Origin of the sequence: Natrinema zhouii (assembly GCF_013456555.2) — an archaeon.
GTDB lineage: Archaea > Halobacteriota > Halobacteria > Halobacteriales > Natrialbaceae > Natrinema > Natrinema zhouii.
Window position 1 is genome coordinate 2,296,114 of sequence record NZ_CP059154.1, and the last position, 13,410, is coordinate 2,309,523.

Annotated in this window: 14 protein-coding genes; 10 read left to right on the forward strand and 4 right to left on the reverse strand. The window is 64.8% G+C overall.

Going from position 1 to position 13,410, the window contains the following annotated elements; translation table 11 throughout:
- Positions 1-16: 16 nt before the first annotated feature.
- Positions 17-328 carry a hypothetical protein gene (locus HYG81_RS30025; RefSeq protein WP_180839769.1) on the forward strand — a complete coding sequence of 104 codons (312 nt, stop codon included), beginning with the start codon at positions 17-19 and terminating at the stop codon, positions 326-328.
- Positions 329-345: 17 nt separating this feature from the next.
- Here the strand turns inward: HYG81_RS30025 and HYG81_RS30030 are convergent, their stop codons facing one another.
- Positions 346-657, reverse strand: coding sequence for an ASCH domain-containing protein (locus HYG81_RS30030; RefSeq protein ID WP_180839770.1), 312 nt, complete (start codon positions 655-657; stop codon positions 346-348).
- Positions 658-810: 153 nt separating this feature from the next.
- Here HYG81_RS30030 and rpl18a point away from each other — a divergent pair, with 153 nt between their 5' ends.
- The 6 genes from rpl18a to HYG81_RS30060 all read left to right on the forward strand — a co-directional run bounded on the left by rpl18a (position 811) and on the right by HYG81_RS30060 (position 7,654).
- Positions 811-987: a 50S ribosomal protein L18Ae gene (gene rpl18a, locus HYG81_RS30035; protein WP_180839771.1), complete on the forward strand. Its 177-nt coding sequence runs from the start codon at positions 811-813 to the stop codon at positions 985-987.
- Positions 984-1,436: a prefoldin subunit alpha gene (gene pfdA / locus HYG81_RS30040; protein WP_180839772.1), complete on the forward strand. Its 453-nt coding sequence runs from the start codon at positions 984-986 to the stop codon at positions 1,434-1,436. Before rpl18a ends, pfdA begins: the two co-directional genes overlap by 4 nt.
- A gap of 28 nt (positions 1,437-1,464) precedes the next feature.
- On the forward strand, positions 1,465-3,162 hold the full coding sequence (ftsY, locus tag HYG81_RS30045) for a signal recognition particle-docking protein FtsY (protein WP_180839773.1): 1,698 nt from the start codon (positions 1,465-1,467) through the stop codon (positions 3,160-3,162).
- A 78-nt stretch (positions 3,163-3,240) separates the two neighbouring features.
- Entirely contained in the window at positions 3,241-3,876 is a 636-nt protein-coding gene (locus tag HYG81_RS30050; protein WP_180839774.1) for a hypothetical protein, read from the forward strand.
- Positions 3,877-4,245: 369 nt separating this feature from the next.
- Positions 4,246-5,946, forward strand: a complete 1,701-nt coding sequence (locus tag HYG81_RS30055) for a nitrite/sulfite reductase (protein WP_180839775.1) — start codon at positions 4,246-4,248, stop codon at positions 5,944-5,946.
- On the forward strand, positions 5,936-7,654 hold the full coding sequence (locus HYG81_RS30060; protein ID WP_180839776.1) for a Coenzyme F420 hydrogenase/dehydrogenase, beta subunit C-terminal domain: 1,719 nt from the start codon (positions 5,936-5,938) through the stop codon (positions 7,652-7,654). The genes HYG81_RS30055 and HYG81_RS30060 overlap by 11 nt, the downstream gene beginning before the upstream one ends.
- A 534-nt stretch (positions 7,655-8,188) precedes the next feature.
- Here HYG81_RS30060 and HYG81_RS30065 read toward each other — a convergent pair.
- Positions 8,189-9,148, reverse strand: a complete 960-nt coding sequence (locus HYG81_RS30065) for an AEC family transporter (RefSeq protein WP_180839777.1) — start codon at positions 9,146-9,148, stop codon at positions 8,189-8,191.
- 298 nt (positions 9,149-9,446) lie between these two features.
- Positions 9,447-9,596 (reverse strand): hypothetical protein, encoded by a 150-nt coding sequence (locus HYG81_RS30070; RefSeq protein ID WP_226375938.1) that lies wholly within the window; start codon positions 9,594-9,596, stop codon positions 9,447-9,449.
- Positions 9,597-10,401: 805 nt separating this feature from the next.
- Here HYG81_RS30070 and HYG81_RS30075 point away from each other — a divergent pair.
- On the forward strand, positions 10,402-11,007 hold the full coding sequence (locus HYG81_RS30075; protein ID WP_180839779.1) for a GNAT family N-acetyltransferase: 606 nt from the start codon (positions 10,402-10,404) through the stop codon (positions 11,005-11,007).
- A 33-nt stretch (positions 11,008-11,040) separates the two neighbouring features.
- Here HYG81_RS30075 and HYG81_RS30080 read toward each other — a convergent pair whose 3' ends face one another.
- Positions 11,041-11,730 (reverse strand): haloacid dehalogenase type II, encoded by a 690-nt coding sequence (locus HYG81_RS30080; RefSeq protein WP_180839780.1) that lies wholly within the window; start codon positions 11,728-11,730, stop codon positions 11,041-11,043.
- A gap of 126 nt (positions 11,731-11,856) precedes the next feature.
- Between HYG81_RS30080 and thiE the strand changes: the two genes are divergently transcribed.
- Positions 11,857-12,522, forward strand: coding sequence for a thiamine phosphate synthase (gene thiE / locus HYG81_RS30085; RefSeq protein ID WP_180839781.1), 666 nt, complete (start codon positions 11,857-11,859; stop codon positions 12,520-12,522).
- On the forward strand, positions 12,519-13,349 hold the full coding sequence (thiM, locus tag HYG81_RS30090) for a hydroxyethylthiazole kinase (RefSeq protein WP_180839782.1): 831 nt from the start codon (positions 12,519-12,521) through the stop codon (positions 13,347-13,349). The genes thiE and thiM overlap by 4 nt, the downstream gene beginning before the upstream one ends.
- Positions 13,350-13,410 lie beyond the last annotated feature (61 nt).

The following is a 13,410-nucleotide window of genomic DNA, read 5'->3' on the forward strand; positions in this document are numbered from 1 at the left end:
ACTGAGTACTCTCCGTATGGTCTGGCAGGATTTGGTTTTCATGGCCGGCAGTTTGCTCTCAGTCGTCTTTCTCGCGCCCGCACTCCGGGATGCGAACGTTCGCATCCCGCTGGCGACGAGTCTCCCCAAGGCGGCGCTGGGTGCCGTCTACGCGGTGACGTTCGCCACGATGGGCCTGTCCCTCGCCGCGATCGGCCTGCTGGCGACCGGGATCATGTGGTATCTGCTCGCGACCTACCGATCGCCGCGGACAGTCGCGTCACCGCGCTCGCGGCCCGTCCCGGCGGCGCGTGACGGGCAGCCGAGTGGACGGTCGCTCGACGACTGACCGACCCCACCGCTCTCTCATCGCTGCTCGAACCGATGTAACACGACCTCGCTGTCGTCGTCCCACTCGAAGTTCTCGTGGGCGCGCTCGAGCAGGCGCTCGTACCCCTCGAGGTCTTCCATCCCTTCTGCCCGCGCGTCTTCGTCGGTCAGCTCACCGAGCGTGCGCTCTCGAACGTCGGTCACTTCGAAGACAGTGCCATCGATCGTGAACGTGTCCCCCTCTTCGGCGTACTGGTGACCGCGGTGAATCTGGGTGACCTCGCCCTCGAGGGCCTGGCGCTGCATTCGATCACTGGGCAACAGGTCGCCGGCATCGCGTTCGCTCATGTGTGCTGGTTCGGCGCGATCCGATAAAAATTGCTGACCCGTCGCTCGTCGGGAAATCGACGGCCAGTGGCATGTCTCTCGGCCCGTCCTGCCGGTTGCGAGGGGTCGAACGGGAAGGGAAGATTCTTCCGACTCCCTGCCGGATGGTGTTGTATGAGTCAATTTACGGTCAGTGGTCGGTTCAAGAGCCGCGACGGCTTTGCGGAGTTCGAGACGACCATCGACGCCCAGAACGAGAACGTCGCCCGCGAACACACCCTCTCCCAGTTTGGAAGCCAGCACGGGCTCAAGCGGAGCGAAATCGAACTCGACGAGGTGTCCGAACAATGAGCCAGCAGCAACTCCAGCAGCTGTCCCAGGAACTGCAGGAACTCGAGGAACAGATCGAGACCCTCCAGACGAACGTCGAGGCGGTCCAGCAGGAGAAGACCGAAGTCGACGAAGCGATCGAGGCCCTCGGAACGCTCGAGACCGGCTCGACCGTGCAGATGCCCCTCGGCGGTGGCGCGTACCTCCGAACGACGATCGAGAACATCGACGAAGTGATCGTCGACCTCGGTGCCGACTACGCCGCGGAGTTCGAGGAGGACGACGCCGTCGACGCCCTCGAGAACAAGAAAGAGCACCTCGACGACCAGATCGACGAGCTCAACGAGGAGATCGCCGAACTCGAGACCGAGAGCAGCGAACTCGAGCAGCAGGCCCAGCAGCTCCAGCAGCAGGCGATGCAACAGCAGATGCAGGGGATGGGCCAGGGTCAGGGTCAGCCCGACGAATAACGCGGCGTAGGCACTCCGATCCATACCCATGTTCGACAACCTGAAGGACAAGCTCGGTAGCTTCCGGAAAGACGCTGAAGAAGCCGCTGACGAGAACGTCGAGGAGGTCGACGAACACGACCTCGAGGATGCGGAACTCGAGGATGCGGAACTCGAGGATGAGGCACTCGAAGACGACCTCGAGAACGTCGACCCCGACGCAGACGCGGCGGAGTCTGCGGAACCGGCGGGTGCGGAAGCCACCGATACTACTCCCGAAACGGCGGACACCGAGCCGGCCAGCCCGGCGGCCGAGGTGGAGCCGGACGCGGAGCTGGAACCGGACACGGAACTGGACTCGGCGTCGGCGGCGACGACCGAGTCAGCCACTGCAGCGGCAGCCGAGTCCGCGGGACAGGAGCCGGCGACCGATTCGGACCCCGATTTCCTCGAGTCCGACGTCGACCCTGAACCGGACGAGGAAGCTCCTGGCGAGGAGCAGGCCGATACAGCGACTGCTGACGAGGAACCAGTCGTCGACGAGGACGAGGACAGCGATGCGGATGCGGACGACGATGGCGGCGGGACCGGCTTCGGTGCCAGGGCCAGATCCCTCTTTACGGGGAAGTCCGACGACGCCGAACCGGAATCGGACGAATCGGTTCCTGCAGCGGAGCCGACCGAGACAGCAACCGCCGAGGCGGAGCCAGCCGTCGATGACGAACCGTCCGTCGACGAGGAGGCGGCTGTCGAGGCCGAGACGGAGGCGGAGCCGGCTGTCGACGACGAACCGGTCGTCGACGAGGACGAGGCCGGCGAAGCGGATGCGGACGCCGAAACCGACGACGGCGGCAACTCGACCGGCTTCGGTACCAAGGCGAAATCCCTCGTCAAGGGGAAGTTCGTCATCGAGGAGGAGGATCTCGAGGGACCGCTCCACGAACTCGAGATGGCCTTGCTCTCGAGCGATGTCGAGATGGGCGTCGCCGAGGAGATTCTCGACAACATCCGCGACGAACTGGTCGGTGAGACGCGGACCTTCACGACCTCGACCGGCGAGGTCGTCGAGGAGGCGCTGCGCAACGCGATCTACGACGTGATCAGCGTCGGCCAGTTCGATTTCGACGAGCGCATCGCCGCCGAGGAGAAGCCGATCACCATCGTCTTCACCGGCGTCAACGGCGTCGGAAAGACGACCTCGATCGCCAAGCTGAGTCGCTACTTCGAGGAACGCGGCTACTCGACGGTGATGGCGAACGGCGACACCTATCGCGCGGGAGCCAACGAGCAGATTCAGCAACACGCCGATGCCCTGGACACGAAGTGTATCAGTCACGAACAGGGCGGCGATCCCGCGGCGGTGCTGTATGACGCCGTCGAGTACGCCGAGGCCAACGATATTGACATCGTGCTGGGCGACACCGCGGGCAGACTCCACACCGACGAGGGGCTGATGGATCAACTCGAGAAGATCGGTCGCGTCGTCGATCCCGACATGACGCTGTTCGTCGACGAAGCCGTCGCCGGGCAGGACGCGGTCAACCGCGGTCGGGAGTTCAACGCGGCCGCGGAGATCGACGGGACGATCCTGACGAAAGCCGACGCCGACTCCAACGGCGGTGCGGCGATTTCCGTCGCCCACGTCACCGGGAAGCCGATCTTGTTCCTCGGCGTCGGACAGGGGTACGACGACATCGAGCGGTTCGATCCCGACGAGATGGTCGATCGGCTACTGGCCGACGAATAGGCTACCGGGTAGCGATCAGGACCGTCTCAGTTGGCATCATTTCAGAAGACACTTATTGTTTGTCTGAGATCTTCGCGTATGAGCCGCCCTCGCTCTCGACGTGCACTCCTCGCGTCGGCCGTGACCACGGCGGCGGTTTCGACGGGTGGTTTCGAGCACGTATCGAACGCCACAAACAGACCAGCGTTCGAGTCGGGGACCATCCCTGCAGACTATTACGACTGCCACTCAGTTACGCGTCCCGATCCGGACGTGCTGACTGACGACGACGCACTCGTGACCCTCCCGTATCCGACACCACCGTCGTGGACCGAGAAAGACGACTCATCGGACCACGCATCGTCGCCAGTACTGGTGGACAGCGCGGCAGCGTACGCGACCGAGTTCGAACGAGCGTATCGACGGAACGAATTTATCGCCCGGTTCGGCAACGAGACGCGGACCCTCTCCCTTCGCCGAACGGAGCATCGGACGGCCGCGGTCGGGTCGGCTACGAACGCGGACGCGGTCATGGTGGCGATCCGTTACAATCTGGCGACGGGGACCCGACACTCAGCCGCCGACCCGCGCGACGAGTGGGACATTCGCGTCACGTACTACATAGACGAGAACGTCGTTCTCCGAGCGCGATACGATGGTGTCGCCGAGGAACTGGCGCTCGAGCCCGACCCGCGATGGGAGGGAGACCTCGTGGCCTGTTTCGGCCGAGAGTGACCGGACGGCGTCCGTGTTCGACCGAGATTTTCGTCTCTGATTGACCGAGAGGTCGTGTCCATGATTCGGTCGAAAGAGAACGCTATCGTGATCACGCTGTATCGGATATAGTTGCCGCTATCGTCGACGGGAGTGGGACCGGTATCGGCTCGAGCCAGTGCGTATGGGACTGTTGCCGTCCATCTCTGTTTCGTTCGATCATCTATCGCCGAACGTTGAGGCAATATTTGCTGGAGTAACCGATCCACGTCATGATTCGCCGAGTCACGGGGGTGTATAGGTGCGGGGTGTTATTACCCGCTAACAAATGATCCTTCACGATAGTCTGTGTGGTCGAGTAGTCGCCGAGGCCCCTCGGCGGTGGTTCGCATGAATACGACCGAACAGTACAAACAGAACAAGCACCCGCTCGACGTCATCGACGACGTCTACGACTACGCCGACGAGGAGCTCTCCTTCGAGGAGATCGAGGAGCGCGCCGGCGGCGGTGAGTGGGAGCGCCTGAAGTGGGCCGGGATGTACGCCCAGAAGCAGGAGGGCTACTTCATGATCCGGACCAAGGTGCCAGGCGGGAAGCTCACGCCCGAGCAGGCCGAGGTCATCGGCGAGGTCACCGACGACCTCGCAGTCGCGCCCGAGGAGTACGGCGGCGAGGAGCAGAACGAACTCTGGGGCGACGCCTACCTCGACATCACGACTCGACAGGACATCCAGAAACACTGGATCCGCGTCGAGGACGTCCCCGAGATGTGGGACCGCTACGACGAGGTCGGCCTGACGACCGTTCAGGGCTGCGGTGACTCCGCCCGGAACGTCCTGGGCTGTCCCGCTGCCGGACTCGACGACCACGAGTGCTTCAACGCACAGCCGGTCATCGAGGCCGTCTCGGACTTCTTCACCGAGAACCGCGAGTATGCCAACCTCCCGCGGAAGTTCAAGATCACGATCACCGGCTGCGCCCACGACTGCGCGCAGTCCCAGATCAACGACGTCGGACTCGTCCCCGCGAAAAAGGAGATCGACGGCGAACACCTCTACGGCTTCCACGCCCGCGTCGGTGGCGGCCTCTCCGACGGCCCGCGAATGGGCTCGGAGCTCGACGCCTTCATCAAACCCGAAGACGCCGTCGAGTTCTGCCGCGCCGTCGCCCAGACGTTCAAGGAGATCGGCGACCGCAACAACCGCGGCGTCTGCCGCATGCGCTACCTCGTCGAACAGCTCGGCCCCGAGAAGTTCGAGGAGGCCGTCCGCGATCGCTGTACGATCGACCTGCCCACCGGTGGCGAGAACCTCACCGTCGGCTACCAGGGCGACCACGTCGGCGTTCACGACCAGAAGCAGGACGGGCTCAACTACGTCGGCTTCAACGTCATCGCCGGCCGTATGGGCGGCGACGAGTTCGCCGCAGCTGCCCGCGCCGCCGAGAAGTACGGGACCGAGGACGCCTCCGTGCGCCTCGCGACCGACCAGAACTTCCTCATCACCCATATCCCCGACGAGAACGTCGACGGCCTGCTCGCGGAGCCGTTCGCACAGGAATACAGCCCCGATCCGGGGCCGTTCTCGCGAGGCGCGGTCGGCTGTACGGGCAACGAGTTCTGTAACTACGCCATCATCGAGACGAAAAAGCGCACCAAGCGCTGGGCCCGCGAACTCGACGAGCGTATCGACGTGCCCGACGACATCGGAGCCATCCGGATGCACATGTCCGGCTGTTCCGCGTCATGTGCGCAGCCCCAGATCGCTGACATCGGCTTCCGCGGCGAGACGGTCAAACTCGAGGACGAGAACAGCACGAACGCCGAGGGCGACAACATCGTCGAGGGAATGGACTTCGGCCTCGGCGGTTCCCTCGGAGCGGACAACGAGTTCCTCGACTGGGTCGAGAGCGCCGTGCCTGCCGACTCCGTGATCCCGGCCCTCGAGCAGCTGTTCGAGGCCTACTCGGCGGATCGCGCCGACGGCGAGAAGTTCTACGAGTGGTGTCGCGGCGTCGACAACGAACGGCTCCGGACGATTATGCAAGGGGCAGACGCGCCGGTTGCACGAGGTGTTGCCCATGGGGACTGATAGCGAGGACGAACGCAGTGAGTCCTCGAGTAAGCGAGCGGGAGCTGCGGGGACCGAGCGGAGCGAGGGCCCCGACGATGCGAGCGGCGAAGCCGCGAGCCGCGAGGACGAACGCCGATTCCCGCACGTCCCCGAATCGAGCGACGATGACGACGCCGTGATGGTTCCCGAAGCCAGCGGCGGCGCGTCCCGCTCTCGAGAGAATACGGATCACGCTCGAGAGGGCGCAATTCGTACTGACGGCGGCAGTGGTGCCGACGATGCCAGCAACGGCGACAGCTGCTCGCCGAACACCTGCACCTGCGGCGAGAAGACCGGTGCCGACACCGAGTCGGAGACGCCGCAAGTCGCGACTGACGGTGCGGGCGTGGCAAACGTCGACGAGATGGGCGAACTCGGCGACCTCGAGTTCACCGAGCCCGCCGAGAACGTCAGCCAGGACGTCGACAACGGCTCGCCCGACGCGCGCGTCGGGATTCCCGACGGCGTCGAGCTCGAGACGCCGGAGTACTCGATCCGTTCGCGGATGAACGACATCGAGACGCCGGACGAGAAGACCTGGTTCATGGAACTGGACGAGGCCGTCATCGATGAGGGTCGCTGTATCCAGTGTGGAACCTGTGTCGCTGCCTGCCCGTCGGACTCGATCGGGATCGGCGACGACGGGGAGCCGGAACTCGTCAAGATGTGTACCGGCTGTTCGCTCTGTTGGGACTTCTGTCCCCGCGGCGGCCTGCGCTACGAGCGCCAGTGGAAGATCACCGGCGGCGACGACAATGTCAAGGGCGCAGGCGACCCGATCACGGAGTTCTCCGCAAAGGTCGAGGACGACTGGACCGACAACGCCCAAGACGGCGGCGTCGTCACCGGGATCCTCTCGACCCTGCTCGAGGAGGGCGAGATCGACGGCGCGCTCGTCGCGACCGAGAGCGAAGAAGAAGAGTGGAAGGCCGAGAGCTACCTCGCGACGACGACCGAGGACCTCATCGCGAACGCCGGCACCGTCTACAACCAGACGATGGCGCTGGGGAACCTCGACCTCGACCAGTGGGAGCACAAGCTTCCCGACAAGTCCTGGGACGAACTCAGCATCGCGATCGTCGGTACGCCGTGTGAGATCGAAGGCATCCGCGCCCTGCAGGACTTCGAGTGGGACTACCAAGCCCAGAACGAGGGCATCCGCGCGGTCGATTACACGATCGCGCTGATGTGTACGAAGAACTTCAACTACCACAGCCTCATGGGCGAGCAGTTGGAGGAGCAACGCGGCATCTCGCCGTCGGAGATCGGCAAGATGGACGTCCTCAACGGCAAGATGATGGTCTACGACCACGAGGGCGAGATGATCGTCGAGGAGGACATCGAGAACTTCCACGACGCCGCCCTCAAGGGCTGCGACGAGTGTGCCGACTTCACCGGCTTCTGTTCGGACATCACCGTCGGCTCCGTCGGCTCGAGCGACGAGTACTCGAGCGTCATCGTCCGGACCGAGCAGGGGATGAAGGCGTGGGAGCTGACCGAGCCGAACCTGGACTACCACGACCTCGAGGACAAGTCCGCGGTCGGCAAGCTCCAGGGCTGGGACAAGAAGAAGGCCTTCGAGAGCCTCGAGCGACCGTTCGACCCCGACGCGCCGCGGTTCATCGAGTACACCGACCACGCCGAGAACTACGGGACGGCGCTGAACCCCCACGATCAGGGGCACTGAACGACGTCGCCTCCAGCCGCTGTGCTCCGCTGTAGCGTTCTATCGTTTTCTCGAGATGGCCGCTGCTCGCGCGTCTCGTTCGGAAACGACTCGTGAAAAGGGGTGGGAAGCCCCGGTTCGCTGCTTCCGTTCGTCTCAGTAACGGCTTCGGTGACGGTGTGTCGGCTCGATCCGCCTCTAGGCCGATATCGGGTGCCGGAAGCGGATCAACCGAACGTGCGTGAAGCGTTCGCATAGACTTTGGGCCGACCTATGCATGCGAACAATACCCACACCACTAATTCTCGAAACCCTCGGTCGAACACCGTTTCGGGCTAACTTATTTATGTCGGATTGTGCTAGATATTGGCACACTTGCGAGGTCGCATAGCGTGAATGAGCTCCCAGATGCAACGCGGCCCCGCTGCGGCGCATCGACGGTGTACGGCGACCTCGCGAGTGTATCCGCCCCTCCTCATTCTTCAAATAGCATCCGAATGTAGTGCGAGTATCTCCCTCCGAGCCGGCACCGGCGACGACCGCTGACTGGGTCCTTCAGAGTATCACACCGGACCGCAGTATCGCGATCAGGACGGTGAGAACTGGGATCGCGAGCAGCGTCGTCAGGAACACGCACGTCGAAACGTACTCGGAGACGAGTACGCCATCCGAGCGAGCGCTGCCGGCGAACTCGATGACGAGGATCAGCGGCGTCACGGCGGCCGGCATCGCAGTCTCGAGCACGAACACGCGCGCGACGGTCGAGTTCTCGAAGCCGATGAGGAGCGCGATACCGAGCCCGACGACGGGTGCGATGCCCATCTTGAGCGCCGTCGCAGGCCAGGCTCGAGAGACTGCGGATGCGGTATCGGCCCTCGCGAGCTGAACGCCCAGAATCAAAAGCATGAGCGGGATCGAGGCGTCGCCGACGAGTTGCAGCGTCTCCATCGCCGCCGTGTCGGCGGGCGGGACGATATCCAGCGCTCGCGCGAGCAGTGCCGCGATAACGGCGTACGCCAGCGGAACGTAGAACACGCGGCGAACGCCCTCAAGGCCGGTGGAGCCGCTGCTCCGGGAGGCGACGTAGACGCCGACGGTGTACATCAGTACGGACTGGACCGAGAGGAAGAGGACGGCCGTCTGGCGGCCGACATCGCCGAACGCGAAGTCGGAGACGGGGATGCCGAGATTCCCCGAGTTACAGAAGATCGCGACGAGGACGAGCCCGCTCAGCGCCGGCTCGTTCTCGCCGATGGCGCGACCGGCGACCTCGGCGATCCCCCACATCGCCGCGGTGAACAGACCGATTCCGACCGTGACTCGCAGCAGCGTCGCCGCCGCGAGTTCGGTGACGGCGAGGCTGTGAAAGACCAGCGCGGGCGCGAGGACGTAGACGACGGCCGTGTTCAGCGGTTCCGGATCGATCTCCTTGACGGTCGCCAGCACGTAGCCGACGGCCGCGATGGCGACGATCGGGCCGATCGCGGAGCCGAAGATACCGAGGAGATCGGCCATCAGTCAGCGCTCGACCTCGCAGTGGGCTGGCGACTCGAACTCCCTCGCTGACGGGTGGTGATCGCGTGTTGCATTCGCAGCGTGATACTCCCTACACGTGATATGGGGCTTGCGATCGGGTCGGACCGCGTCCGGAAATCGCGGCGAAGAAATCGAGAGCGGTCCCGCCGTTCAGCGGACGCGCGCCCCTCTCATCGTACCGCCGGACTCACCGTTTGCGGCGGCGGGACTGTCACCGTCGAGACGGGACCGGAGGAATACGGCGGCGCGGCCGACGGCCGCGCGGTTCCCGTTCCGTTCAGCGGCCAGCGCGCGACCACTCCTCGTCCTGCTCGCGCCGTTCGAACCGAGCGCCCTGGCCGCACTCCGGACAGCCGAACTGCCGGTATTCGACCTCGCTGCCGATAAGCGGGATGGCTTTCTCGACGCCCGTACCCCGACGCTTCATCTCGATACCACACCGCGAACACGTGGGTGTCTCCAGAGAGGAGTCGTTTTCGAGGGACATCGCTCTCCCCGTGTTGAATGCTATCGTCTGACGTCCCTAAATCGTTTTCCCAGTCGTCCGCGACGACCACGATCGCCGAAGACGCTCGCTGCAGTGCGCTCTCGATTCGTCAGCGCTCAGGGGGTATGTAGACGCTGATGGAGCGTTCACCGATTCGGCTCGCGTCTCCCCGCTCGAGGCGAGCACCGGCCGTTCTTTAAGTGCTTCTGGTCACAAAGTAGAGCTATGACGGGAAGACGGTCGTTCTCCGGTAGCCACATTCGATAGTCGCGACACTATACGCTTGACGGGCCGCGACCGCCGGTCACGTTCTCACTGTAAGTACTTCTGATGACACGATGGAGTTATGACGGGAAGCTGTCCTCCTTGCGTCTCCGAACTCGGTAGCAGTGCTCGCTCTCAGTGACCGTCGACACTGATCGTCCCCGAACTGCGTTCGTTCTTTAAGTGCTTTTGGTCACAAGCTGAAGATACGACGGAAGAACGGTCCTTTCTCGAGGCAGTCTCGTACTCCGGCCTTGGTATCGGTTCGCCCAGCCTTGGTATCGGTTCGCCCAGCCTTGGTATCGGTTCGCCCAGCCTTGGTATCGGTTCGCCCAGCCTTGGTATCGGTTCGCCCAGCCTTGGTATCGGTTCGAGCAGCGCGACCGGCGGTCGAACCGCGGCGCTGGCTTGCGGGCGCGTTCGCGACGGTTCGTTCGAGTCGCTTCAGCGGACTTATTTCGAACAGGTGGCAACCACGACCATGGCATCCGACGCCCTGATTCGCGTTGCGACCCCGGCGGACGCGGCCGCCGTCCGCGATATCTACGCACCCTTCTGCGAGTCGACGGCGGTCACCTTCGAAGAGACCGTCCCGTCGGCGGCTGAGTTAGCCGATCGAATCGAATCCACCCTCGAGACGCATCCCTGGCTCGTCTGCGAAATCGATGGCGACGTCGTCGGCTACGCCTACGCGGGGCCGTTGCGGAAGCGTCGCGCCTACGAGTGGGTCGTCGAGCTCTCGATTTACGTCGCCGACTCGGCCCGCCGGTCGGGGGTCGGTCGCGCGCTCTACGAGTCGCTGTTCGCCGTCCTCGAGCAACAGGGAATCCGCGACGCCTACGCCGTGACGACCGTTCCCAATCCCGAAACGGAGCGGTTCCACGAGCGGCTGGGATTCGAGCGACTGGTCGACTTCCCGGCGATCGGCTACACGCAGGACGAGTGGCAGGACGTGGCCTGGTGGCGGCGGCCGCTCGCCGAGAAATCTGCGACGCCCGAGCGACCGCGCCCGTTTCCGGCGGTCCGCGAGGACGACGACTGGGAGTCTCTCATTCGGACGGGTGAGGACGCGCTCAAGCTGTCTTGATTTCAGCCATCCCGATTCAGCCGTCCTGACGACTCAACAGCCCAGTCGGTCCGCCAGCTCTCCGAGCCCCTCGGTGATCAGGTCCGGCTCCGCGCCGAAGGGCTCCCACGGGTTCCCCTTCCGGTCGAGCCAGACGCCCTGCATTCCCGCGTGGATCGCGCCCTGCACGTCGAACCAGAGCGCCGAAACGTGGACGAGTTCGTCGATCGGCGTCCCCGTCCGCCCGGCCGCGTGGCGGTAGAGTTCCGCATCGGGTTTGAACGTCTCGAGTTCGTCCGCGCTGATGGTATCGACGAGGAGGTCGTCGATTCCGGCGTGTTCGACCATCGACTCGAGCATTTCCGGATTGCCGTTCGAGAGGACGTACGTGTCGTAGCCCGCCTCGTGCAACCGCTCGACGCTCTCCCGGACGTCGTCGAAGACCTCGAGTTCGTGATAGACCGCGAGGATCTCCTCGCGCTCGTCGGCCGGGAGGTCGATCCCGTGGGCCGCGAGAGCGTACGCGAGCGCGTCCCGGTTGATCTTGTAGAATGTCTCGTATTCCTCGAGGTGGTTCGCGACGAGCGTGTACTGCATCGAGCGCTCCCGCCAGGTCTGCGAGATAGGGGCGGGATCGTCGACGTCCGCGTGCTCCGCGAGTGCGGCCGCGGTCGCGTCGACGTCGACGAGCGTGCTGTAGGAGTCGAACGTGACCGTCGTCACGCGGTCGGGATCGAACGCCATGGCGGCCCTACAGTGTGGAGAGCAAAGAACGTGGACCGTTCGTTCCGCCGACGAACCGGTCGAACGTCGGCTCGAGACGAGCGGTCGACCGAAGCCGCTTAGTACGAACACCGGCTGATATTCCCTATGAATCTCTCGAACTGGCGGACCTATCTCGTCACGCAGGCGTCGCTGTCGGGCGACCGGACGACGCCCGAGATCGTCCGCGCGGCCATCGACGGCGGCGTCGACGCCGTCCAGTTGCGCGAGAAGGAGACGAGCGCCCGCTCGCGGTACGAACTCGGCCTCGAACTGCGCGAACTCACCGCCGAGGCGGGCGTCGATCTGATCGTCAACGACCGGGTCGACATCGCACGGGCGATCGACGCCGATGGCGTCCACGTCGGCCAGTCGGATCTGCCGGTCGCGGTCGCCCGCGAGCTGCTCGGTTCGGATGCAATTATCGGTTGTTCGACGTCGACGGTCGCGGAAGCGCGGGAGGCGGAAGCCGAGGGGGCGGACTACCTCGGCGTCGGAGCCGTCTACGAAACCTCCTCGAAGGACGTCGACGAGGGGACCGACGGAATCGGCCCGGAACGGATCGCCGCGATTGCGGACGCAGTCTCGATCCCGATCGTCGGGATCGGTGGCATTACGGCCGACAACGCCCGGCCGATCGTCGAGGCGGGTGCGGCCGGCGTAGCCGTGATCAGCGCGATCACGGCGGCCCCGGATCCGGCGGCCGCGACCGAGTCGCTGGCGACCGCCGTCGAAACGCCGAAGGCACTCGACGTCGGAGGAGAAGGACAATGAGCGTAACCGATATCGACGCCGTCGACCTCGCGGAATCGGTCCGGACGGTTCGGGAGACGGAGCCGCTCGTCCAGTCGCTGACCAACACGGTGACGATCAACGACGTCGCGAACGTGACCCTCCACTGGGGAGGGCTCCCGGTGATGGCTGACTCGTTCGGCGACGCCGGCGAGATGGCCGACCTCGCGCGCGCGGTCCTGATCAACACCGGCCAGGTGCCCGACGGCCGCGTCGAGGCGATGCACGAAGCCGGAAAGAAAGCCAACGAGCGCGGAATTCCGGTCGTCTTCGACCCCGTTGGCGTCGGCTCGACGCCCTCGAGGGAGGCGGTCGCCGAGAGCCTCCTCTCGGAGATTGACTTCACCGTGATCAAGGGCAACTACGGCGAGATCAGCGCGCTTGCAGGCGTCGAGGCCGAGGTCAAGGGCGTCGAATCCGTCGGCGACTACGAGGAGATCGAGCGGACGGCCCGCTCCCTCGCCGAGTCGACCGGTTCGATCGTCGTCGCCTCCGGCGTCGACGACGTCGTCACAGACGCCGACGGCGCGGTCCGACTCACCGCCGGCCACGAGATGCTCGGCGAGGTCGTCGGCACCGGCTGTATGCTCGGCGCGACCGTCGCGACCTTCTGTGGCGCGCTCGAGGACGACCACGAAGCCGCAGTCCACGGCACGCTCGCGTTCGGTCTCGCCGGCGAACGCGCAGCCGACCTCGAGTACGCGGGGCCGGGAACCTACCGGACGAACTTCCGCGATGCCGTCGCCAACGTAACGAGCGATACCGTCGGCGGGCCCTCCCTCGAGGAGCGACTCGAGCAGGTACTCTGATCCGGCCGAACCGCGCCGGTCACCGTTCCGATAGCCGAACTGTATTGAAACCGTTTTAGTA

What these genes read in the sequence shown, in the direction of transcription:
- HYG81_RS30025 (WP_180839769.1), top strand. Translation starts at nt 17, where the DNA reads ATGGTCTGGCAGGATTTGGTTTTCATGGCCGGCAGTTTGCTCTCAGTC.
- HYG81_RS30030 (WP_180839770.1), bottom strand. Translation starts at nt 657, where the DNA reads ATGAGCGAACGCGATGCCGGCGACCTGTTGCCCAGTGATCGAATGCAG.
- rpl18a (WP_180839771.1), top strand. Translation starts at nt 811, where the DNA reads ATGAGTCAATTTACGGTCAGTGGTCGGTTCAAGAGCCGCGACGGCTTT.
- pfdA (WP_180839772.1), top strand. Translation starts at nt 984, where the DNA reads ATGAGCCAGCAGCAACTCCAGCAGCTGTCCCAGGAACTGCAGGAACTC.
- ftsY (WP_180839773.1), top strand. Translation starts at nt 1,465, where the DNA reads ATGTTCGACAACCTGAAGGACAAGCTCGGTAGCTTCCGGAAAGACGCT.
- HYG81_RS30050 (WP_180839774.1), top strand. Translation starts at nt 3,241, where the DNA reads ATGAGCCGCCCTCGCTCTCGACGTGCACTCCTCGCGTCGGCCGTGACC.
- HYG81_RS30055 (WP_180839775.1), top strand. Translation starts at nt 4,246, where the DNA reads ATGAATACGACCGAACAGTACAAACAGAACAAGCACCCGCTCGACGTC.
- HYG81_RS30060 (WP_180839776.1), top strand. Translation starts at nt 5,936, where the DNA reads ATGGGGACTGATAGCGAGGACGAACGCAGTGAGTCCTCGAGTAAGCGA.
- HYG81_RS30065 (WP_180839777.1), bottom strand. Translation starts at nt 9,148, where the DNA reads ATGGCCGATCTCCTCGGTATCTTCGGCTCCGCGATCGGCCCGATCGTC.
- HYG81_RS30070 (WP_226375938.1), bottom strand. Translation starts at nt 9,596, where the DNA reads ATGAAGCGTCGGGGTACGGGCGTCGAGAAAGCCATCCCGCTTATCGGC.
- HYG81_RS30075 (WP_180839779.1), top strand. Translation starts at nt 10,402, where the DNA reads ATGGCATCCGACGCCCTGATTCGCGTTGCGACCCCGGCGGACGCGGCC.
- HYG81_RS30080 (WP_180839780.1), bottom strand. Translation starts at nt 11,730, where the DNA reads ATGGCGTTCGATCCCGACCGCGTGACGACGGTCACGTTCGACTCCTAC.
- thiE (WP_180839781.1), top strand. Translation starts at nt 11,857, where the DNA reads ATGAATCTCTCGAACTGGCGGACCTATCTCGTCACGCAGGCGTCGCTG.
- thiM (WP_180839782.1), top strand. Translation starts at nt 12,519, where the DNA reads ATGAGCGTAACCGATATCGACGCCGTCGACCTCGCGGAATCGGTCCGG.